Origin of the sequence: Clostridium sp. AN503, assembly GCF_040719375.1 — a bacterium.
Lineage (GTDB): Bacteria > Bacillota > Clostridia > Lachnospirales > Lachnospiraceae > Brotaphodocola.
This window is the reverse complement of record NZ_JBFDTP010000002.1, coordinates 570,647-593,654: the sequence shown is the minus strand read 5'-3', so window position 1 is coordinate 593,654 and position 23,008 is coordinate 570,647. Positions and strand designations below refer to the sequence as shown.

At 52.9% G+C, this 23,008-nt stretch carries 18 protein-coding genes and 1 tRNA gene; 1 reads left to right on the top strand and 18 read right to left on the bottom strand.

Annotation, left to right across the window (positions count from 1 at the left end; translation table 11 throughout):
• Positions 1-219: 219 nt before the first annotated feature.
• From AB1I67_RS09985 to AB1I67_RS09970, 4 genes are all read right to left on the bottom strand, one after another.
• Positions 220-2,475 (bottom strand): glycogen/starch/alpha-glucan phosphorylase, encoded by a 2,256-nt coding sequence (locus AB1I67_RS09985; protein WP_367029720.1) that lies wholly within the window; start codon positions 2,473-2,475, stop codon positions 220-222.
• Positions 2,476-2,663: 188 nt separating this feature from the next.
• Positions 2,664-3,380: a gamma-glutamyl-gamma-aminobutyrate hydrolase family protein gene (locus AB1I67_RS09980; RefSeq protein WP_367029719.1), complete on the bottom strand. Its 717-nt coding sequence runs from the start codon at positions 3,378-3,380 to the stop codon at positions 2,664-2,666.
• 4 nt (positions 3,381-3,384) lie between these two features.
• Entirely contained in the window at positions 3,385-5,013 is a 1,629-nt protein-coding gene (locus AB1I67_RS09975) for a metallophosphoesterase (protein WP_367029718.1), read from the bottom strand.
• A gap of 59 nt (positions 5,014-5,072) precedes the next feature.
• Positions 5,073-6,362 carry a galactokinase family protein gene (locus tag AB1I67_RS09970; RefSeq protein ID WP_367029717.1) on the bottom strand — a complete coding sequence of 430 codons (1,290 nt, stop codon included), beginning with the start codon at positions 6,360-6,362 and terminating at the stop codon, positions 5,073-5,075.
• 489 nt (positions 6,363-6,851) lie between these two features.
• Between AB1I67_RS09970 and AB1I67_RS09965 the strand changes: the two genes are divergently transcribed.
• Complete coding sequence (locus AB1I67_RS09965) at positions 6,852-7,817, top strand: TIGR01212 family radical SAM protein (protein WP_367029716.1); 966 nt, start codon at positions 6,852-6,854, stop codon at positions 7,815-7,817.
• Between the two features lie 13 nt (positions 7,818-7,830).
• On the opposite strand, the gene AB1I67_RS09960 is transcribed toward AB1I67_RS09965, so the two are convergent.
• The 14 genes from AB1I67_RS09960 to AB1I67_RS09895 all read right to left on the bottom strand — a co-directional run bounded on the left by AB1I67_RS09960 (position 7,831) and on the right by AB1I67_RS09895 (position 22,672).
• Entirely contained in the window at positions 7,831-9,123 is a 1,293-nt protein-coding gene (locus AB1I67_RS09960) for a CapA family protein (protein ID WP_367029715.1), read from the bottom strand.
• 172 nt (positions 9,124-9,295) lie between these two features.
• On the bottom strand, positions 9,296-10,141 hold the full coding sequence (locus AB1I67_RS09955) for a DegV family protein (RefSeq protein ID WP_367029714.1): 846 nt from the start codon (positions 10,139-10,141) through the stop codon (positions 9,296-9,298).
• A 473-nt stretch (positions 10,142-10,614) separates the two neighbouring features.
• Positions 10,615-12,615, bottom strand: a complete 2,001-nt coding sequence (htpG, locus tag AB1I67_RS09950) for a molecular chaperone HtpG (protein WP_367029713.1) — start codon at positions 12,613-12,615, stop codon at positions 10,615-10,617.
• Positions 12,616-12,795: 180 nt separating this feature from the next.
• Complete coding sequence (locus tag AB1I67_RS09945) at positions 12,796-13,293, bottom strand: DUF5721 family protein (RefSeq protein ID WP_367029712.1); 498 nt, start codon at positions 13,291-13,293, stop codon at positions 12,796-12,798.
• 26 nt (positions 13,294-13,319) lie between these two features.
• Entirely contained in the window at positions 13,320-13,445 is a 126-nt protein-coding gene (locus tag AB1I67_RS09940; RefSeq protein ID WP_367029711.1) for a hypothetical protein, read from the bottom strand.
• Position 13,446: 1 nt separating this feature from the next.
• Positions 13,447-14,298 carry a peptidylprolyl isomerase gene (locus AB1I67_RS09935; RefSeq protein WP_367029710.1) on the bottom strand — a complete coding sequence of 284 codons (852 nt, stop codon included), beginning with the start codon at positions 14,296-14,298 and terminating at the stop codon, positions 13,447-13,449.
• A 47-nt stretch (positions 14,299-14,345) separates the two neighbouring features.
• The gene (locus AB1I67_RS09930) at positions 14,346-16,709 is read right to left on the bottom strand and encodes an SMC family ATPase (RefSeq protein WP_367029709.1); all 2,364 of its coding nucleotides are present in this window, start codon (positions 16,707-16,709) and stop codon (positions 14,346-14,348) included.
• Positions 16,706-17,905 (bottom strand): exonuclease SbcCD subunit D, encoded by a 1,200-nt coding sequence (locus tag AB1I67_RS09925; RefSeq protein WP_367029708.1) that lies wholly within the window; start codon positions 17,903-17,905, stop codon positions 16,706-16,708. The genes AB1I67_RS09930 and AB1I67_RS09925 overlap by 4 nt, the downstream gene beginning before the upstream one ends.
• Positions 17,906-17,930: 25 nt before the next feature.
• Complete coding sequence (locus AB1I67_RS09920; RefSeq protein WP_367029707.1) at positions 17,931-18,086, bottom strand: hypothetical protein; 156 nt, start codon at positions 18,084-18,086, stop codon at positions 17,931-17,933.
• Positions 18,087-18,131: 45 nt separating this feature from the next.
• Positions 18,132-18,914 carry an HAD family hydrolase gene (locus tag AB1I67_RS09915; protein ID WP_367029706.1) on the bottom strand — a complete coding sequence of 261 codons (783 nt, stop codon included), beginning with the start codon at positions 18,912-18,914 and terminating at the stop codon, positions 18,132-18,134.
• Positions 18,915-18,938: 24 nt separating this feature from the next.
• A complete protein-coding gene (locus tag AB1I67_RS09910; RefSeq protein WP_367029705.1) occupies positions 18,939-19,925 on the bottom strand; it encodes a diaminopimelate dehydrogenase in 987 nt (328 codons plus the stop codon).
• Between the two features lie 193 nt (positions 19,926-20,118).
• On the bottom strand, positions 20,119-20,994 hold the full coding sequence (locus AB1I67_RS09905) for an AraC family transcriptional regulator (protein ID WP_367029704.1): 876 nt from the start codon (positions 20,992-20,994) through the stop codon (positions 20,119-20,121).
• Between the two features lie 17 nt (positions 20,995-21,011).
• Positions 21,012-22,133, bottom strand: coding sequence for a C45 family peptidase (locus AB1I67_RS09900; RefSeq protein WP_367029703.1), 1,122 nt, complete (start codon positions 22,131-22,133; stop codon positions 21,012-21,014).
• A 449-nt stretch (positions 22,134-22,582) separates the two neighbouring features.
• Positions 22,583-22,672 (bottom strand) — tRNA-Ser (locus AB1I67_RS09895).
• Between the last annotated feature and the right edge of the window lie 336 nt (positions 22,673-23,008).

Sequence of the window (23,008 nt, the reverse complement as noted above, 5' to 3'; positions counted from 1 at the left end):
ATAAAGAACCCTGTCGGAGTGAACCTCCGGCGAAGATTATGAACTGAGTATAGCTTCATTGCCGGTATTTGTCAATCGGATTTTATCTTGAATTTCCGCCTTTGCAATAGCTTTTGCAGCAGCGACGGCAAAGGAGCCGGCTCGTCCTTATGACAAATGCCGGCCCCGCCGTTCTTTTCTCTTTGCTGTCCTGCATACCGAAACAGCAATTCTCTTCCCCTACTTCTCCAGCTTCCAGATATCCCGGTTATACTCGGCAATCGTCCGGTCGGAGGAGAAAAAGCCCGCCTGGCTGATATTCACAAGCATCTTTTTCGCCCAGGCTTCCCGGTCCTCGTAGTCCTTGTACGCCTGCTCCCTGGCCTTCACATAGCTCTTAAAATCAAGCAGGGTCATGAACCAGTCCTTGTTAAGCAGTTCCTTGTAAAGCCGCTCCAGATTCTCCTCCTGGCCGATTGAGAGCAGCTCATCGCCCACGATGAAGTCCACCGCCGCCTTGATGTCCTCGTCTTCCTCATAGTACTCTTTGGACACATAATCGGCCTTTTCATAATGCTCGATAACGGTCTCGCTGGACTCGCCGAAGATGTAGATATTATCCTCGCCCACCAGCTGGGCAATCTCCACATTAGCGCCGTCCATGGTACCTAAGGTCACCGCGCCGTTTAACATAAACTTCATGTTGCCGGTGCCGCTGGCTTCCTTGGAGGCCAGGGATATCTGCTCGGAAATATCGCAGGCCGGGATCAGCTTCTCCGCCATGGTCACGTTGTAGTTCTCCACCATAACCACTTTTAAATAAGGGCTTACCTCCGGATCACTGTTCACCAGCTTCTGCAGGCAAAGGATCAGATGGATAATGTCCTTGGCAATCACATAAGCCGGGGCCGCCTTCGCGCCGAAGATCACCGTGATCGGCGTGGTCGGCGCCTTACCGCTCTTGATCTCCAGATATTTGTGGATCACATACAGGGCATTCATCTGCTGCCGCTTGTACTCATGCAGCCGCTTCACCTGGATATCATAGATGGAAGTCTCATCAATATCGACCCCCTGGTACTCTTTCAGATACTGCTTAAGCGCCGTCTTGTTCTGCTGCTTGATCGCAAGCAGCCGCTCAAGAGTCACTTTATCATCAAACGCCTCCAGCTTCTTCAGCTGTGAAGCATCTTTTTTGTAACCATTACCAATCTTTTCCGTAATGAAATCCGCCAGCGGATGGTTGCAGTGCAGAAGCCAGCGCCGGAAGGTGATGCCGTTGGTCTTGTTGTTGAACTTCTCCGGATAGAGATCGTAAAATTTCTTCAGTTCGCTCTTTTTCAAGATCTCTGTATGCAGGTAAGCCACGCCGTTGACGCTGAAGCCGTAATGGATATCCATGTGGGCCATGTGCACCAGGTCATTGGAGTCGATGACCGCCACTTCCCCGTCGGCAAATTTCCTGCGGATGCGGTCGTCCAGGATCTCGATGATCGGCACAAGCTGCGGCACCACCTCTTTTAAATAGGCGATGGGCCATTTCTCCAGGGCCTCCGCCAGGATCGTATGGTTGGTGTAAGCGCAGGTCTTTTTAACGATCTCCACAGCTTCATCAAAGTCGATCCCCCGCTCGGTCAAAAGCCGGATCAGCTCCGGGATGACCATGGACGGATGGGTGTCGTTGATCTGGATCACCGCGTAATCCGGCAGGTCATGGAGAGTGCAGCCTTTTTTCACGCACTCATCCAGGATATACCGCGCGCCGTTGCTGACCATAAAATACTGCTGATAGATGCGCAGCTTCCGCCCCGCCTCGTCGCTGTCATCCGGATACAGGAACAGGGTCAGGTTCCTGGCGATCTCCGTCTTGTCAAAGCTGATCCCATCCTTGACCATGGTCTCGTCTATGCTCTCAATGTCAAACAGATGCAGCAGATTGGTCCGGTTCTGGTATCCGGTCACCGCAATGTCGTAGAGCCTGGAATGCACAGTCAGACCGCCAAAGGATACGGGATAGCTGACTTCCCGTTTTATCAGCCAGCTCTTCGGCTCGATCCATGGATTGGGCGTCTCCTGCTGAAGCTCCTTTGAAAATCCCTGCTTGAACAGCCCGAAATGATAGTTCAGGCCGATCCCGTCGCCATTTAAGCCCAGGCTTGCCATAGAGTCCAGGAAACAGGCAGCCAGACGGCCCAGGCCGCCATTTCCCAGGGACGGCTCCGGCTCCACTTCCTCTACCTTGCAGAGGTCCTTTCCATTTTCCGCAAGGACCCGGCGCACTTCATCATACCAGCCCAGGTTGATCAAGTTGTTGGACAGAAGCTTTCCGATCAAAAACTCCGCCGAAATATAGTAAACCTTCTTTTTCCCATCGTTCGTCTCACGCTTCGCTGCCTCCTCCTGCACCAAAGTCAGAAGCGCCTCGTAAAGCTCCCGCTCCGAGCTCTGTGCAATCGGCTTCCCACATGCTGCAGCAATCTTTTCAGATAGATTCATATTACCACTCCTTTTAATCTCAATCGTTCTATATTTAAATGTCAGATCCCATGATGTACTCGTAAATGTAGATTCCGTACTATTGTAAATGTTTTCCATGGAATCCGTCAATATGGGAATTGCACAGATTTCCGCCGTTTTCGCCCAGTTTCACACAAACAATGCCACCAAAAACAATGCCCACCGCACTAGCGACAGGCATCTGCAAAGGCCGCAAACAGTCTGCGGCTGTCTTCATTCACTTCATAAGAAAATTCCGGATGCCACTGGACCGCCGCCACAAACCGTCTGTCCGGCATCCATACGGCCTCCACCAGGCCATCCCGGGAAAAGGCCATCGCCTGCAGCCCCGGAGCCAGCTCTTTGATGGCCTGGTGATGATAGCTGTTTACTTCCAGTGTCTCTTTCCCCAAAAGCCGGTACAGCGGGGAGGTCTTTTCTACAAAAACCTCGTGGGCCGGCAGGTGATAAGGCGGCGTCATGTGATGGTCCACATCGCTCGGATACTGGGACGGCAGATCCTGGTACAGGGAGCCGCCCAGATATGCATTGATAAACTGGATTCCACGGCAGATCCCCAAAACCGGTTTATCGGCCCCGAGCGCTTTTTCAAACAGTAGCCGTTCCATCCCATCCCGCCGGGCGCAGAGCGTCCCGCATCTGTCCGTTGGCATTTCCCCGTAAAGGGCCGGATCCACATCATGGCCTCCGGTCAGAAGGAAACCGTCAAACTGTTCCACCAGCTGTCCTATGACTGCTTCATCCTGCGTAAGCGGCAGCATCACCGGGACCGCTCCCGCGGCCTCAAGGCCCGTCATATAACCGGGCAGCATCCAATAACTCTCTTTCTTTTCATCGTAGAGAGGTATGAGGCCGATGACTGGCCTCCCTCCTGTTTTTCCCATGGTATCACTCTCCTGTCTTATGGGTCTTCCACTCATGCAGATCTTCCCGCGTGTCTTCGATCATCTGACCGATCTCGGCGGTATATCTCCCATCCGGGTCCACCCGCTGCCACAGCCGGTATCCGGCCGTGGCCTCCACTTCATCCCAGGACGTCCGGTTGCCTGCGCAGTAATCATAGTACAGTTCCGCATACAGACGGGCCATCCGCTCTTTTAAATCATCCGGCACCAGGGTGATCTTCTCCATCACCTGCGCCGTGATCACCTGCTTTAAATATTCTGCGGCATATTCCCCAAATCTTAAAAGCTCCATATTTTCAGAACCATCTTCCGCAGCAAAAACCGCCACATCCACCTGTCTTGTGGTAAACGCCATATCCTCCGGCGTATTCCAGTACAGCTCGCCGTACTGGTTGGGCGCAATGGAATAGGGGCTGAGCACGATCTCCGTGATCCCATAGGTATCCTCAGGCGCTCCCGGCTCCTCTTTATGCTTCTTGATGCGCTGCGCGTGGAGATGGCCGCTGATATAGAGCGGCGTTTCAAACTGCTCTAAAAGCTCCACCACCTGACCGTGATTTTCCAGGGTACAGTCCGTGGTGTACAGGCGGCTCTCTGACAACAGGTTGTGATGAGCCACCGGGAGCACCTGGATCTGGTTCTCCTCTGCCACCTCAAGATGTACCTTCAGCCAGTCTAAGGTCTCCTGTTTCAGCCTGCCGTTTACATGGCTGCCGTTTTCGTATTGGCAGGTGTCAAGCATCAATAGCCAGTGGGACGCATCCACCGGGTACACATAGCTTAAGGAATTAGGATCCCGGTTGGGGGACTGGTCGTAACCGAACTCGTGGTAGATCTCAAGAAAATCCTCACCGGTCTCCAGATACTCTGCCTTTTCCCTTTTATCGCCGAAATAGGTTGCCGCATTCCTGTTATTGATATCGTGATTCCCAGGGATGACCACAACCGGCACACCGGCCTCCTGCACCCGCCGCAGCTTCCGGGCAAGCTGTTCATGATTTTCCCGCTCCCCGTTTAAGGTAATGTCCCCGCTCAGCACAAGGGCGGCTGGCCGGTTCCTTATGGCGGTTTCAAGCAGCGCATCCGTCATTTCCTCGCTGTACTGGTTCACCTTGCCGTCGTCTCCGGCTGTCATCTTCCAAAAAGCCGATCCCCCGTCATGAGTGGTTTTGCTCATAAAATGCAAATCAGAGGCAAGCATGATGGTAGGCGGAACGTAAGGCTCTTCCTCCGGCTCTGCCGGTCCTTCCGCTGCGTTCGTCTCCCCGGCCCAGCGTCTTTGCTGCCTGATCCTCCGGTTCCTCTCTGCATCCAACCATGCTTGTCTCTGTCGTTCTCTTTCCTCTGCTTCCGCCTGTCCCGGGATTGTTTCGTATCCATAGCCCGTCTCATGGCCCTGATCCGTCTCACCCGGCTTTAAGCCATCGGGCAGCCCGGCATCAGACGGCGTCGCCCTGCCGCCTCCAGCCCCCGGCTCCATCGCAGTGTCCGGCGGCGTACTTTTGCGGCGGTCCTGCGGGTCTGCCAGATATCCTATCAGCCATACGATCCCAATGCAGCCCAGAAGCATTAAAACATCTAGTAGTACAAGTAAGTATTTTTTCTGTCTCATGATTAGTCTTCCTTATGTTCGACCGTCATCATATCATATTTACGGTCAAAAAGAAAGACTTAGATTTGATCATTCACACAGATCGCGCCATAAGGACGGATGCTCATGCGGTATGCACTGCCTTCGCCCAGGGCCTTTTCTATGTAAGACACGTACTCATCCACCAGCTCATTGGGCAGCATCGCCATGATCACGCCGGCAAAACCGCCGCCATGGATCCGGCATGCCCCCTTCTGCTTCTCAGCGATGAACAGCTCCGTGAGGGCCAGGGCCACGGAAATCCCCTGCTCCTGGTAACTGGAATTGGTGTAGCAGTTCTGGAGCCATTTCCAGGAGGAGTTGCCGGACGCGGTGATATTGTTTAAAAAGTCCTGGAAACGTCCTTCCTTCAGGGCTGCAACCTCCGCCTCCACCCGCTTGTTCTCTTCAAAGAAATGCAGGGCGCGCATCACGGAACGGTCGCCCGCATAGGCGCGTACTTCCTTTAAGTTATCGATCACCTGCTTCTCGGTAATCTCCGCACACACTTCCCTGCCAAAGTACTCCGCCACCTTCTTCATCTCATTGGGCACAGAGGAATAGTCAGCGCTCAGATCTGCGTGGCCTTTTCCTGTCTGAACAATGATCAGGCTATGGTTCTGGGAAGCAAAATCAAAATCGATCTTCTCCACCACCGGAGCGGTCGGCTCCAAAAAGTCGATGGTGATCAGGCCGCCCACCGCGCAGGCCATCTGGTCTAAAAGCCCGGACGCCTTGTCCCAGTACACGTTTTCGGAATATTTCCCAATGTGGGCGTAGGCTACCGTATCCATGCGTCCCTCATTAAAGAACTTGTTGATCATGGAGCATAGAAGCATCTCAAAGGACGCGGAAGAGCTTACGCCTGCGGAGCTGATCACGTTGCTGGTGATATAGGCGTCAAATCCGCCGATCTCATAGCCGGACTCCGTAAATCCTTTCAGAAGCCCCTTCACCAGATCGATCGTCCCCGCCTTCTTCTCGCTGGGCTCCAGCTTATTTAAATCAATGCTGAACTTCTGGTTAAATGTCTCGCTGACAATGTTCACTTTGGAAGAATTGTTCTTTGCCGCGATCCCTACGCAGTCCAGATTGATGCTGCCGGCCAGTACCTTGCCGTGGTTGTGGTCCGTATGGTTCCCGCTGATCTCGGTCCGGCCCGGTGAACTGAACATCAGGATATCCTCATCTCCAAAGGTATCCTTAAACTTGGCGACCAGGTCACAGTAACGCTCCTTATTCTCGCCGGCCTTGTCTGATCCGTACAACTGCCCCATAAGCGCATCTGCCTGCCCTGACTTCAGTAACTGCAATGTCTCAACTGCTTTCATCTTGCACCCCTCCAGAATTCTTCAAAATTACCCGGGATTAGCATCCGGGATGTTGACTCAAGTATATCATATCTGTGGTTGGGGGAACAATACAATATTCTTCGCTCTTTCTATATTTTTTCGCAAGGAATGTGCGGGAAGTTTCCGCGATTTGCAGCGGCGGCGGTGGGGGGACCCGGCAGCAGGGGTTTTGTTCCGGTTTCGACCATAAGATGATGTAAGCGTTCGGGCTTTTCTTAAAAGCCTGTCAGGGGAAGGGGCAACTCGCTGTCGCTCAGACAACCCCTTCCCCTGACAGAACAGAAAATCCCGAACGCTAACATCATCTAATGGTCTGCAAAGTCACAAAACCCCTGCTGCCGGGTCCCCCCACCGCCGCCGCTGCAAATCGCGGAAACGCTAAGGTTATTTCGGTTGCTGATGTGAAGAAAGTCCGGTATAATTCATAGAAAGGAAAAGTTGCAGAGGAAAGGGTATGGAAGCTGGCATATGGGGACATCTGATATTATAACTGAATGGGGTGGACGGCCCTGGCATTCTTTGGATTTTGAGATGAAAAAACGGTTTGGTGCGAAGGTTTATAAGATCGCGCTGGATGGAGGAATGACTTGTCCGAACCGGGATGGGAGACTGGGGACGCGGGGATGTGTGTTTTGCAGTGAGGGCGGTTCCGGGGATTTTGCGGCGCCATTTTTCTCTGGCTTGCAGCTGGCGCAGTGTGTGGACAGGCAGATCGACCTGGCTGCCGGGCGGGTCAGCAACAAGCTGGGGGACCGGCCTGGCGCTTATATTGCGTATTTTCAGTCTTATACCAATACTTATGCACCTGTATCTTATCTTCGTGAGCTTTTTACTGCGGCTATAAGCCGCCCGGAGGTGAGGGTCCTGTCCATCGCTACCCGGCCGGACTGCCTTCCGGATGAAGTGCTTGACCTGTGCGCGGAGTTAAATGCCATTAAACCAGTTTGGCTTGAGTTGGGACTGCAGACTATTCATGAGGACACGGCTGTACTGATCCGGCGGGGATATGGACTGGAGTGTTTTGAGGACGCTCTTTTTCGCCTCCGCAAGCGGGGACTGGAAACAATCGTCCACGTGATCCTGGGGCTTCCGGGTGAAGACCGGGAGCGGATGTTAAAGACCGTATCCTGGCTGTCCGGTCAGGACATCCAGGGGATCAAGCTTCAGCTTCTTCATGTCTTAAAGGGCACGGATCTGGCGGAGCTGTATGCCAGATCCCCATTTCCGGTCATGTCTATGGAGGAGTATATCGATCTGGTCCTGGACTGCATCGCCCTGCTGCCCCCTGACCTGGTGGTCCACCGGATTACCGGGGACGGGCCTAAGAGCCTGCTCCTGGCTCCTTTATGGAGCGCAAATAAGCGCCTGGTCCTTAACACACTGACCAGACGCTTCAAAGAACGTGGTATCTTTCAGGGCTGCGGCATTTGCTGAGCTTTGCCGGGATCTACTGATTCTGCGGGATCACCGTCCCATCGGCCCCAATGCTGATGCCAAAAGAAATACTTTCTATATATTGATAAAATTCCTGAATCTTTCCAGCGTCATTGAGCATCCTGGTATAGCCCGCGCCGGAGGTTCCGGGGATCAGACGAAGGCGCAGTGGGGCGTCCTCTTCCGGCAGCTTTACTTCCAGCAGCATAGTCTTTGGTATGGAGCTGCCAAACACAAAATTCCCTAAACTGTAGACGATCGGTTTCCCTTTATAATATTCAATGCCCTGAAGCACATGGGGATGGGAACCGATGACCAGATCCGCGCCTGCATCAATGTACTGCTGCCCCAGAGTCCGCTGGTACTCCTGGGGGTTTTCATCCCGCTCGATTCCCCAGTGCACATACACGATCACAAGCTTTCCCTCATCCTTTTGCGCCCGGATCTCTTTAAGAAGCTCTGTGGCGTCATAGGAGGACAGCATCCCCGGATGGTTCTTCCCTGCCGCCCAGGACGATTCCGGTATGACCCGCGTAGCGCCGATCACTGCGATCCTCTGTCCGTCAATCACAATCTCCACCGGCTTTCTCGCTTCCGTAAGATTGGCTCCCGCCCCGGTATGCAGGATCCCTGCTCCATCCAACACAGCAACCGAATCCAAAAGCGCTTCCTGTCCAAAATCCAGCGCATGGTTATTGGCCAGTGTCACCGCATCGATCCCCATCTCCTGAAACATGGAAACTCGCTCCGGCTCCAGCCGGAAGGTGTATTCTTTATCCTCCGCCTGCACGCCCCGGCTGCTGAATGGAAACTCCTCATTTACCATGAAAAAGCCTGCGTCCCGGATCACCTTCCGGTAACCTTCATCCAGTACACCGTGGATTCCTCCGGCACTCTGATAGGCGTTTAAAACATGGCTGGACAACAGTACGTCACCGCCAAAAAGGAGTGTCGCAGCATCCTGATTCCCACTGCGGGCTGCATCCTGGCCCGGCACATCGCCGTCAACGTTTTCCTGACCAGAGGGAGCCTTACCGATGATATCCTGGCTGCTGGATTCCTTACCAACCGGTTCCTGATCAATCACAATTCCGGCGTCCTCATCCCCAGAACCGTCTTCTATATTGATGTGTATCTCCTCCTGAACTGAGGTTTCCAGTTCAATCCGGTCATATTTATGCGCCTGACAGCCAGTCAGCACGGTCGATGCCAATATTATCATGCATACGCCAAAAACCATGCTGTTCCTATGCCCCCGTCTTCTGCCCTTCCTCATGAACCAATCAATCCTTTCCCGCCTATCCATATCTCAGGTCTGCTTTTCACTATGGTACCTTACCAGCTATCAATTGTCAAACAAAACAGCCAGGCTGATCGAAACCAACCTGACTGCACCTGTTACCATATATGCTGCATCCAAATAATCTGATAGTCAATTTGATAGTCCGCGACCGAATACCTCTCCGCCCGCATCACGCCTAAACCACGCCCAGAATGATCCCGCCGTCCCCGGCATAGACCGTCGCCACACCTGCGGTCTCAGTAACCACGACCTCCCGGAATGTGCCGCGCTTCTCAAGCTCCGCCTTCACCTGCTCCGCCCGGTCCGGACAGTTGCAGTGAGCGATCACAACACGCCGCTTCGACGGATCCTCCGCCTCACGCACTGCGATCTCACTCATCCGCGCAAAGGCTTTACCGATGCCCCTGGCCTGGTCGAGCTTGATGATCACCCCATGGTCCGCGCCCATCACCGGCTTAATATTGAGTGCTGTCGCAAAAAATGCCTGCAGGCCGGTCAGCCTTCCATTCTTGCGCAGCGGTTCCAGAGAATCGATCACAAAATAAGTCTTCTGCCTGTCCCGGATCTCCAGGATCCTGGCGGAGATCTCCGCAAACTCCATCCCGGCATCATACATATCCCGGATATTCAACGCAAGATTCAATTCCCCTGAAGATGCAGACTCCGAGTCGATGATCAGGATATTCTTATCATCCGCCCCGTGCTCCTCCTCATACAGATTCTTCCCGACCACCGCACTGTTATAAGTACCGCTCAAATGGCTGGACAGAGTGATCACATAGATATCCTGCGCCTCACACTCAAAAGCCTCCTTGAACGCCTCCGGTGACGGACACGCCGTCTTCGGGCAGTTAGGACTCGCCTTCACCAGCGCCAGAAACGCCTTCTGGTCAAAGGTCTCGTCATCGATCACCATATGGTCATCCACCTGCAGTGTCAGAGGAATCATCTGAAACCGCGGGTCCTTTTTCATCATATCAGTTAAATCCAGGCAGCTATCACCAATGATCTTATAGCTCATATTGTTCCTCCTGAAATATTTTCTCCACATAACGTAGTTTTCATTACTACTTATTATAACATATATTCAGAGGATTTCAATACTTAATAACTCCCGAGCTTCAATATCCTGAATTTTCATAATAACGTTTCATACAGCAGAAAAATCAGATTTCCAAATGCTACAACCATTTACCGCCAAACTCCCCAGCCGCCTTTTCCCAGCGGCAGAAAAGCGGGAGCGGGGGCGATGGCAGGGAGTGAGGGCGGCATGGTTTTTGTGACTTTGCAGGCCATTAGAAACTGTTAGCATCCGGGATTTTCTGTTCTGACAGGGAAAGGGGTTGTCTGAGCGACAGCGAGTTGCCCCTTTCCCTGTCAGGCTTTTAAGAAAATCCCGGATGCTTACAGTTTCTTATGGCCGAAACCGGAACAAAAACCTGCCGCCCTCACTCCCTGCCATCGCCCCCGCTCCCGCCCTTATTCTCCGCCAATTTACTCCGCCATCATCAGCATGATCTCATTGCTGCGGCTGATAAAATTGGTCATTCTCTCCGGTGACAGGGTTCCGTGAGAAAGAAGCGCCAGATCATAGAGCTGCTCACAGATCTTCGGCGTATTCTCATCCTCGCCGTGTCCTAACACATACTGTACCAGCTTATTGTTGGCGTTGAGCACCAGCGTCTCTCCCATACCGCCAAACATAGCCGGATCCATCCCGTACATGTTGTACATCTTCATCATATCCTGCATCCGGCGGCTCTCCTCCGCCACGGTCAGCATGGAAGAAATATTCTCGTTTTTCAGCTTTTCAACCTTGACCTCCAGCTTGTCGTTGTTTAAGGCTTTCTTGAAGATGCCGGTCAAGGTCTCCGCATTGGTCTTAAACTCCTCGTCGTCCTCCTTCACTTCCTCCTTGAAGGTATCATTAAGCTCCGCATCGATCCGCAGGAACTTCAGCCCCTCGTTCTTCTGCTCCAGATGTCCGATGAACGGGCTGTCGATGTTGTGGGGCAGGATCACCGCATCCAGGCCCTCAGCCCTAAACATGTTGATATACTGGCTCTGCTCCTTCTCATCGGTCACATAGAAAATGGTATTCTCATGCTTTTCCTTGTTCTCCTCCAGGCAGTCCTTCAGCGTTAAATATTTGCCCTCCAGGTTCTTGAACAGGATGTAATCATTCATCTTCTCCGCAAACTTCTCATCCTTTAAGCAGCCGAATTTGATGAACGGAGCGATATCGTCCCAGTATTTCTCATAGGTCTCACGGTCTGTCTTGCACATTCCGCTTAACTTGTCCGCCACCTTCTTGGTGATGTAGTCGGAGATCTTTTTCACAAATCCGTCATTCTGCAGCGCGCTCCGGGAAACGTTGAGCGGCAGGTCCGGACAGTCGATGGCGCCCTTTAACAGCATCAGGAATTCCGGAATCACCTCTTTGATATTGTCGGCGATAAATACCTGGTTATTGTACAGCTTGATGGTCCCTTCAATGGAATCATACTCCGTGTTGATCTTCGGGAAATACAGGATTCCCTTTAAGTTGAACGGATAGTCCATATTCAAATGGATCCAGAACAGCGGCTCTTTATAATCCATAAATACCCTGCGGTAAAATGCCCGGTATTCCTCCTCGGTACACTCGTTGGGATGCTTGCTCCACAGCGGGGTCGTGTCATTTAACGCTACCGGGCGTTTTAAGATCTTGTAACGCTCCTTTGCAGGCTCGATCTCAACGGTCTCCTTCTCGCCGTTCTCATTCTCCTTCTCCTCGGTTTTCGCTTCCTCCACCACGGTCTCCACGATGGTGTCTTTGTCGGTCAGCTCCTCTTTATCAATCGTCTCATACTGCGGCTCCCCTTTGGCATTGTCCAGATAGATCGGCACCGGCATGAAGGAGCAGTACTTCTCCAGCACCTCGCGGGCGCGGTACTCGTTGGAGAACTCATAGCTGTCCTCATTGAGATACAGGGTAATGGTGGTCCCCGGCTCCGTCTTGTCCCCGTCCTTCATCTCAAAGGTCAGTCCGCCGTCAGACTCCCAGTGCACCGGTGCGCTGCCTTCCTGATAGGACAACGTGTCGATCGTCACCTTGTCCGCCACCATGAAGGAAGAATAGAAGCCCAGGCCGAAATGTCCGATGATCTGGTCCTCGTTTGCCTTATCCTTATATTTCTCCAGGAAATCCTGAGCGCCGGAGAATGCGATCTGGTTGATATACTCCTCCACCTCAGCTTCGGTCATGCCGATACCATTGTCCGTCACGCGGATAGTCTTATCCTCCGGGTTCACGGTCACCTGAATCTTGTATTCCATCCCCTCCGGCTTCGTATACTCGCCCATCAGCTCCAGCTTCTTAAGCTTGGTGATAGCGTCGCAGCCGTTGGAAACCAGCTCACGGTAGAAAATGTCGTGGTCGGAATACAGCCACTTTTTAATGATCGGAAATATGTTTTCACTGTTAATGGATAAATTGCCTGTTCTTTCGCTCATGATCATGCACTCCTTTTTGTGGTTATTTTAGAATCTTCTTTTTTCTCCGCCCCTGCCGTTTACAGGAAGCCCTGAGGATTATTTTAATACGCCTGTGGGCAAATGTCAACAAAAAATCAGCACTCAATCGTGTTGAGTGCTAGTAATTTGAAATATTTTATTCTTTTTTAATAAAATGCCTTATTCCTCGATAAACGGGATCTTCCTGTCCTTGAAAAACAGCCTCGCGGCCTCATCCCACTCGATCTCGATCTGCCTGTCAAGGGTAAAGATATTGAGAGAGGTACCACTGATGCAGTGAATCGCATTGTTCTCATAACGAATATTCATATAAAGTCCGTTGATCTGATCTACTGTAAAATCCAGCTGGGCATTCCTAAGGAACTCCTCCACCTCGGTCGGCTTGAGCTGCAGAGTGATCTGAAAGCTCTCCGGCAGCTCTTTTCCCTTGATCAGCGAATAGCAGATGGGCTTTAGCACCTTCCAGTAGGACAGCTCCTCGATCCGGTTCTCCTCCAGCTCCCGCTCCGAATAATACCCCTGGCGGATATGCCCGTCGATCGTAAAGGCATTAAAAGTGATGATGCTCGCTTCCCGCACCAGCCAGTCGTCAAAAGTATCCCCCACAAACAACTGTACTGTAAAGTTTTTAAGATCCTCCATCTTCAGTGCAACCATATGTGTCTCCCCCCGTATCTTCTCCCTTATGGATTCATAAAATCCTGGTACATCTCAAAAAATCCCGTGGTCGTGGAAGCCGCCCCGTCTGTCAGGGAAATATCATCCCAGATGCTTCCCCGGATCTCCACCGGATGTTCCGCCGCAAACACGTCATAGATCTCCCGGAACGCCTGGTTCTTCCGTCTGCAGCGCCAGCTTCTGCTTCCGCTCCAGGGTGGCCTCCTCATCGTAATCGTTGATGCATTTCACAATGTACCATGCTCCGCCGTCCTCGATGACGGAACTGATCTGCCCTGATTCCAGAGCAAATACCACGTCCTCATACGCCTTCGCCCGCTCGCTGCGCCCCACAGACTTTTCGATACTGTCATCCTCAGAAACAGTGCGGGCTATGGATGAGAAATCAGCGTTCTCTACAGTGACCTGGCCGTAGATCTCCTGCGCCCGGGCGGCGTCCCCCAGCCTGATCTCCTGGACCGTGATGACCTTTGCCTCACTGTCGCTGATCTCCAGGTTCACATCCTTCGTCAGCTCATCCACCAGCTTGTTGGCCCGGTGATATGCCTCATACATCGTATAGATATCATCCTTTCCTGCCCCGGTATAAGCCCGGTCCTCCTCCGACAGGGACTCATAGTACTGCTCAGAAAGCTCCCTGAGACGCTCCTTCTCCTGGCTGGTCAGGCTGATCTCCTCCTGGTCCGCCAGAAGGTTCATGGTCTTCATCTCCCGCAGGAAATCCTGGATCTCTCCCAGAAGATAGTGCTGAAATGTGGTCCCGTCATCGTCGACCTGCACATTCCAGATCTGATCGGTGTAAATCTGACGGTAACGGTTCCGCTCCGTAGCCACGACCAGCATGGTCTGCGGATCGGTATAGCCTTCCGTCTCCCTCACCTCAGAAACGATCGGGATGCCGCTTGAACAGCCCGTTGCGCCAAGGCCCAGGGTCAGCGCCGCCGTCAGTGCCAGCGCCTTCCATATATATTTGATATCTGCCATCTATATTAAACTCCTGTATTGAGTGAACTATGTTAAAATTGGTGCCTTTATGATACCACAAAATTAGTCTTTATACTACTTCCATTATTACTTTTCTCTACAATAATCTGGTTCTCGATCCGTTCCTTCAGTTCCTCCACATGAGAAATGATCCCGATCATCCGCCTGCTGTCCCCGAGGGACGCCAAAATATCCACTGCCTGGGACAAGGACTCGCTGTCCAACGCCCCAAAGCCCTCATCCACAAACATGGTATCTACCTGGATGCCGCCTGCGTAGCTCTGCACCACGTCGGAAGTCCCCAGCGCAAGGGCAAGCGCGGCCTTGAAGGATTCCCCGCCGGACAGCGTCTTTACGGAACGTTTTTTGCCGGTGTACTGGTCCAGTACCTCCAGCTCCATCCCCTCTTTCATACGCCGGTCCTTCCCTTCCTCCAGACGGTACAGCTCATACCGGTCCCCCGTCATAGTCCTGAGGCGCTGGTTCGCCGCCCGCAGGATATCATCAAAATAAACCGAAAGCACATACTGCTCCAGGACCAGTTTCCGCATGTTGCTGCCGCTTGCCGCCCGGGATACCTTCTGGATGACTCCATATTCTTCTTCCAGCCTCTGCCGCTGCTCCATATGTTCCTTCAGCTGCCGCAGGCAGGACTGGTTGATATTTAATATCGTCTGCAGCTTCTCTTTTTCTTTTGCAAGCTGTTTCCTTAAGCTTTCCTGCTCCTGCTCCTGCTTCGCTAAGTCCGCCAGCTCCTCCCGCTCCATGCTTGCAGGCTTCTTTATACTCTCCTTTTTCTGGGCCACGGCGGATTTCTGCTTTTCCAGAAGGATCTGGATATCCTGGCAGGATTTTTGGATGGTCCGGATGGCGTTCTCGGTCTCCCGGCTGCGCCGCTCCGTCTGCTCCAACCGGCTGTTCAGCTCCTTGAGAAGTGTATCTGCAAGCTCCCCTGTCAGCCCTCCTGTCCATTCTGCTGTCAGCGCATTTTCCAGGTTCTGCTCCACCTGCTTCAGCGCTCCAAAGGCTCCTGCAGCCTCTGCCTGGGCCTGGTTTGCCAGGCTGGTCTGCCGCTTTGCCGCCTGCTTTAACTGCTCCAGCTTCTTCTCATCCGGTATCTCATCCGTCAAAAGAGCCGGCGCCGGATGCTCTTTGGAACCGCACACCGGGCAGGGCAGTCCGGCTTTCAGTCCCTGAGCCAGTATCCCCGCCGAGGCCTTCCGGCAGCGGTCGTCCTGCGCCTCGAATTCAGCTTTTTTCTGTTTCGCCTGCTGGTCCAGCAAGAGATACTGCTCCTGCAGCCGGGTCAGCCGCGCACTCGCCCGTTTCCATTCCTCCACCCTGCCGTACTGCTCTCTTAAGCTTCTCTGGGATTCCCTAAGCTCTGAAAGCTCCTTTTCCAGTCCCGGCAGTTTCTTTTCTTCTTTCTGATGCTCCTTTTTCCGGGCTTTTGTCTCCTCCAGCGCCTGCTTCATCTGTTCCAGAGACGCAAGATCCGCCAAGTACAGATCGATCGCCCGGTTGTTCTGCCGCGCCTGCTCCGCTTTCCGCACCAGGGCCTTATATTCCTTCTCAAACTTTTCCTGCTTTTCCGCCAGACTGCTGCGCTCGACTTTCTTCGCCTCGGCATCCGACTCTACAAGCGCTGCCAGCTTTCCGTAGTTCCGGCTTTTCTGGTTCCAGGCCTTCTCCCACGCTTCTGATTCCATGCGGAAGGCCCCGGCAGTCTCATCCATCCGGTGTTTTATCTCGTCCAGCCTGGCATTCAGCGCATGGGCCCGTCTCCCCAGGATCTGAGTGATCCCATCATAGAGCCTGGTCTGGAAAATATCCCGGAAGATCAGAGTCCGCTCCTTCGAGCTTGCCATAAGAAGCTTTGTAAATTCACCCTGGGCGATCATGGATATCTGTTTAAACTGCCTGTAATCCAGACCTAAAAGCCCATTCACGGCCTCCGTCACCTGCTGGCTTCCCACCGCCATAAGCTCCGGCTGCGCTGTCCTGTCTCCATCGGATATGTTCCCACCAGAATTGTCCCCGCCGCAGTGCCCAAGGCGGTGCATCTGGGCGTTCTCATTCTCCGTGGTCGTACCCTCCCCCCGAAGCTTTGCCCGGTCATATCGTGGATTGCGCAGGATCCGGTAGACCTCCCCTCTGTGAAGGAAGGTAAGCTCCACCTGCGTCGCAAAGTCCGCCGCCGCAAAGTCGCTCCGCAGGCTGTCTTTTTCCCGCACTGAACCGCTGACCTCCCCATAGAGGGCAAAGGTGACCGCATCAAAAACCGTCGTTTTTCCCGCGCCCGTAGGCCCGGTGATGAGGAACAGACCACCGTCCGCTAAGGACGAAAAATCAATCTGCTGGTTGTCCTTATACGGTCCCCAGCCGCCTACCTTCAATTTCAGGAGCTTCATGCGTTCTCCTCCTTTGCTTCCCGGATCACATCCTGCACCAGGGCAGCCTGTTCCTCCGTCAGGTCCTGCCCCATCACATATCCAAAAAACTGCTCAAACAGCTCAAAGGGGGACTTCTCCTTCCAGTCCGCGCCCCGTTCCTCCAAAAGCTCCCGCTCCTGCTGCACCCGCTCAAGCTGAAGCTGCATCACGTTGGGGTAGACGCTGCGCAGAGTCCCCATCGGATCTGCCAGCTCCTCCTCATTGGTCAGCACCGCCAACAGATAATCCTCCGCGTCCGCAGCCGACACCATTTCAGGATCTATCAGGTCCTGAAGCCGCCCGCGGATCTTTCTCATATCGTGGACCGGTTTTAAGGGCGCCCGCTTTACCGTCAGCCGCCCATCCTCATGAAACTCCCCTATGATCACTGATTTGTTGTGATGGACTTCCGAAAAGGAATATTTTACCGGCGAACCGCTGTAGTACACAGGACCGCCGCCGATCTGCTGCGGTCCATGGATATGCCCCAGCGCCACGTAATCAAACCTCTCAAAATCCGCCGCCTCCACCTGATCCGCCCCGCCTACGCTCACCCGGGTCTCCGAATCAGAAAGCTCCGGCGCCACGCCATGGTTCACCACAAACTGATGGGTCAGCAGCACATTTTTCCCATCCTCCAGGAAATCCATATGCTTTAAGATCTCCTGCATGGAATCCTCGTAGGATGACGTCTCCACATGGAACACGTCGCGCACCTGGGCCGGTCTGGCATAAGGCAGCAGATGCACCCGCACCGGAACCTGAGCTGCATCTATAGCCGGGGCCGTATCTGCTGCCGGAGATTCCACTCCCCGTTTCGGCATCCAGTCAACAAAACGGATCGTCTCCTTCAGCATCCCTTCCATGTAAAGCCCCTTATGCTCCAGAATCCGGCTGGCAAAGCCGATCCGCTCCCCGCTGTCATGATTTCCCGCAATGGCGCACACCACCACATCCAGATCCACAAGACTGGTCAGGAATTCATCCAGCACCGTCACCGCCTGGGACGGCGGCAGCGCCCGGTCGTATAAGTCACCACTTAAAAAGACCATGTCCACCTGTTCTGACTTCACAAGCTCAAGGATCTGCGAGAGCGCCGCCTTCTGTTCCTCCAGCATGGAAAACCCGCAGACCGTCTTGCCGATATGCAGGTCGGATGTGTGCAAAAATTTCATGTAAGATCTCCTGTTCTCTTATCCCTCAATATGACAGCCAGTTTTCTTCCACTTCTTCTTTCAGAGCGCAGAACATATCATAAAAATCTCTTTTTGCCTGTACGACGATTTCAAGCGCAATCTTCTGGTTATAGGAATGCGTCACATTAATCACCTGTTGTCTAATCCCCGTTCCATTCATATCCTGTCTCCAACTGATCTCAACCTGGTCCCAGGAAACGTTCGCCTACAAAAGCAGCTTCAGCACCTTCAGCACCCCGTCCCTCACATTGGTGTCCGCCTGGAAACGGCAGATATCCTTCACTTCCTGTCTGGCGTTGCCGATGGCAAAGCTGTAATAGGCCTGTTTTAACATCTCCAGATCATTTAACTGGTCGCCAAAGGCCATAGTCTCTTCCGGACTGATATCCAGGCTCTCCTGCAGAAGCTTCACTGCCTCGCCCTTGTTCACGCCCACTGCCATGCAGTCCATCCACATATCTCCTGAGATCGTGATCTTCAGCCGGTCTCCATATTTCTCCCGGAGTGGTCTGGTGGCTTCCTCAATATCTGTCTTCTGATATGCAGATATCTTGATGAACTGGTCCTCCACATCCAGAAGATCATCCACCTGCTCCACACGGAACTTGTACCCGTTCACCAGCCAGTCATAGATCTCAGAATCCTGTCTGTCCACGTAGGCCACATCCGGACCGCTTAAAACTACCGTCAATCCCTCTGCGCGGATATCCCGGATCATCTCACGGATCAGCTCCCGTTCAATGGTGTGCAGAAAGAGATTCCTCCCATAACATCCCACGTAAGCGCCGTTGTCGGAAAGATAAAAGATCTTCTCCTTAATGGGATCAAACACCTGCTCAATGCTTGACCACTGCCTGCCGCTGGCAGCGGCAAACTGCATCCCTTTTGCCCTCAGCTTAAGGATCACATCCAATACTTCCGGATTGATCTCATGTCCGCCGTCCTCCAACAGGGTTCCGTCAATATCCGATACGATTAATCTGATCATCCCGTTCCACCTCACAGCAGGCCATCAAAGCAGATGCGCCCGCAGCTCCTCTCCGCTCTTGTCTGATAAATACGCAGGAGCGATATCAAAAACAGTCTTGCACCCGCTCATCCCCTCCCGGTTCATGCGGTATGCCGCGCGGGCATAAGCCGCGATCACGGAACCGGTAAACTCCGGATTGGAATCCAGCTTTAAGCTGTACTCGATCACATGCTGATGCTCCCGCTCCATGCCGGTCACCCCGGTGCGGATCACACAGCCTCCATGGGGCAGCCCGCTGTGATCCCTTCTCAGCTCGTCCTCCGTAATAAAATGTACCGTCGTATTATAATCCGCAAAATAGTTGGGCATCGTGACGATCTCCTGCTCGATCCGCACAAGATCCGCGCCTTCCTCCGCAACCACAAAACACTCTCGGGTATGCTTATCCCTGGTGGCAAGCTCCGGGTTCTCCCCATTCCTGACGGCACGAAGAGCCTCCGGTACCGGCACCGTATACTGTCTGGCGTCCTTCACTCCTGCGATCCTGCGTATGGCATCCGAATGCCCCTGGCTCACGCCCTTGCCCCAGAACGTATAATCATGTCCCTCCGGCAGAACGCAGTTGGCATACAGCCGGTTCAGCGAGAACATCCCCGGGTCCCATCCGCAGGAAATGATCCCGATCCTTCCTGCTTTTTTTGCCGCAGCGTCCACCGCCGCAAAATGCTCCGGGATCTTCGCATGAGTGTCATAGCTGTCCACCACATTGAACATGGAAGCATACTGCGGAGTCTGCACCGGCAGGTCTGTTGCGCTTCCGCCGCACAGGATCAGCACATCGATGTCCCCTCTCATATGTTCCAGCTCATCCACATGAAGCGCTTTCACTCCCGGCGTCCTGACCTTGACAGTCTCCGGGCTTCGCCGTGTGAACACCCCCACCAGCTCCATATCCTGGTTCTGGGTAACAGCGCTCTCCACACCCTTGCCAAGGTTTCCGTAACCTAAGATTCCAATCCTGATCGTCATATTTTAGTCCTCCCGTTTATCGTCTGTTTTTCTTTGGTAGTCAGTATAACATGAATGAGCCAAAAATGGTATAGAGAGATGATGGAGAAAATAAATTTACAGGGCATTTTTCAGACAGCAGCCAAAGTTCCTTCCCCGTACAAAACAGAGCTGCCGCTCCCGCAGATCATTTCTCTGCGTTTGCAACAGCTCCTCATTTTACAGGGATATATAAGTCCACCTCTGAATCCGGATGGTCATAACCTAAAAATCTCTCATCATACAGTTCAAAATCTTCTCTCCCGTCCACTTCCTCCCTTGTTGTCAAAAACCAGGTCCCCCATATATAATCAAACGTCCGTCGCAGCATACTAAGAGAACCCCGGTGCGTAAACACGGCATACCGCCCCGCCTTCAGCACCTTTGTGACCACTCCTTCCGGCACACCGTCAAAGGAAGACACTTCAATCCCGGCAACCTCCGTGAAGGTAACATCCGCATTCATGGTATAGATCACATTGTCCTTGCACGCCTCACAAATGCCAAATCCCCTGCCTCCCGGAATACGGCCCGGTATCTGCGGGAAGGATGCAAACGCCCTCTCCCACAGCTCCTTAAGCCGGTTGTCCCGCAGGGTGGTCTCCCCCCGCAGCCCGGCAACCAGGATTTCCGGCAGCTCCACGATCCGCGGATGTACTGTCACATTACAGGCCAGATGGTTTAAAAGCCCTTCGTCCAGACGGTCCTTCGCCCCTATAAACGCATCCAGCCTGTTTTTCCGGTATGCCTGCGGGCTGACCCTGTACACTGCCTTAAAAGCGCGGCTGAACGCTTCCGGTGATTCAAACCCATGATCCATGGCGATATGGATGATCTTCTGATCCGAATAAAGCAGTTTTTTTGCCGCGTCTGCCAGCCGCCTTTTTTTAATATAACTGCCCACGCTCTCACCCAGAACCGCAGAAAACTGTCTGTTTAAGTGATAATAGGAATAACCTGCGGCCATAGCCACTTCCTCTACCTTAATGTCTTCTCCCAGATGGTTCTCAATATAGATCACCGCCTGTTCCAATGCCTTCTGGTAATCCACCGCCTGTTCCCTCCAGTTTATTTTGCTTTTTCCCAGTCAAATGTGCCGGGCGCAGCTTTCTCCAGACTGATCTGGGCCATATCCGCACCGCTTGAAAACGGCTGGGCGATATCATAAAGCTTCCATCCGTTTTCCTCCCTGCCGCCCCAGCACAGCTCTACCGTTCCATCTGCGGGAGAGATCACCATGCTCTTGGTGGTGCCAAAGAATTCCTCGTAATAGTGGCAGCAAAGCCCCTCCGGGTATCTTGACAGCAGCATATTCTTAAGCTGCGTCCTGGTTATCCCGCTCCGTCCCGCAAGCTGTTCCTGAATATATGCGTACCGCCTTACAGAATGCTTCATCACTTCCGGCTCCAGCCCTGCAAGCTCCGGCAGCACCGCATGGTTGGCTGCACAGAGCATCTGTTCCTGAGAATCAGGGCCGATCCGTTTTACGGCTGTCTGCCCGTCCATCGTCTCCACCAAAGCTGCGCGCCCCGCCCGGTCCAGCAGGATCAAATTGATATTGAACGAGATCGGCATCTCTTTCAGATACGCAAGTCCTTCCTCCACATCCCTGCAGTTTTCCAAAAGTGCGCGGATGACGGCCCAGTACTGGAGGCCTTTCAGCTTCGGCACTCTCATATAGGGCATCGCTCCCACCGGGAATCCGCAGGAACTCATGGTCACAGCCAGGCCGTGCTCGTTAAAGCCGTCTTCCCGCCCAAAATGCAGCACGCTGGTTGCCATATGGGTATATTTCCCCGTCACGGAGGTCTTCATCAGGCAGAAATCCTCAAACTCATGATTGAACTCATAATTGCGCGCCAGAAGCGGCTTCCCATCCACCGTGACCGACGGCAGCAGCGCCATCTGGCTGCATCTGGGCACCAGGTATGTCATCCCATAATATGTGACCTGTTCCGCACTGACTTTAAGAGCATCAGCAAATCCCTTCAGCTCTTCCACCATTCCCGGACACCAACGGTCAAACAACACCATCGCCTCCCTGGCCTTTTCTGCATCAAATCCCTTCATACCTGAAGTATGGTGCGCTAAGAGCGGCGGAATCCCTTCCACCATCTGCCCCATCCTGTACCCAATCTCATAACTGCTGCCTGCAAGCTCCATAGTGTGTGTCTGTATATTCTGTTTCATGCTCTGTCCTCCTGTTTTCATTTCCTTCAGTTTACCACAGCAGAAACTGGTGCTCATGATATTTCCTGCGGATTCTTCGGTTTCCGTTTCCCGAATTTCCGCATTTTGCTGCGGCGTCCGGCGGGGGATCGGAAACTCAAGGCTTGACTTCCTTGTATTTCCATGTTATACTCATCAAGTATTTTAGATAAATTTTGATTCGCATCGGTGTAGATCAAAGCTTCTAATGATTTACTGCTGGATGCGGTTTTTTTATGGAATACGATACATCTGGATATTGAAAAAAGTCAGAGCTATGTTTCATATACAGCTAAGTCGGCGGGGTTTCTTGTGCATTCCCTGCTGGCTCAAACTAAAAACAACAAATAACGATAAAAATATAATACCCTCTTTTGCCAAAAAGCCGGAATCCCAGACAACTGCCTGGAACTCCGGCTTTCAGTTTTAAGCGGAGACGGAGGGATTCGAACCCTCGTACCGGGATGAACCGATAAACGCATTTCGAGTGCGCCGCGTTACGGCCGCTTCGCTACGTCTCCAATAATATACAACTATAGTATTATACACAATATTTTCTGTCTTGTAAATGGCGAGTTTTAATTTCAATTTAGCTTTTTCACACATCTTCCCATTTTAATCAAAACACCGCTCTACTGCATATATAACTACCAATAAACATTCCAGCTCCAGAGATACACAGTCCGGGAACGGGCGCCGGGGTTTTGGATGCGGGGTGAGACTGCATCTTGCGGAGGCCTGTAAGCACTTAGTTCCTGGCAATGAAAAAAGCAGGGCCGCCTCCTGACGCACAACGTCAGGGGGCGAAGGGACCGGAGAGGCGAATTCATCAAGAATTCGGCTCGACTGTCCCTGGT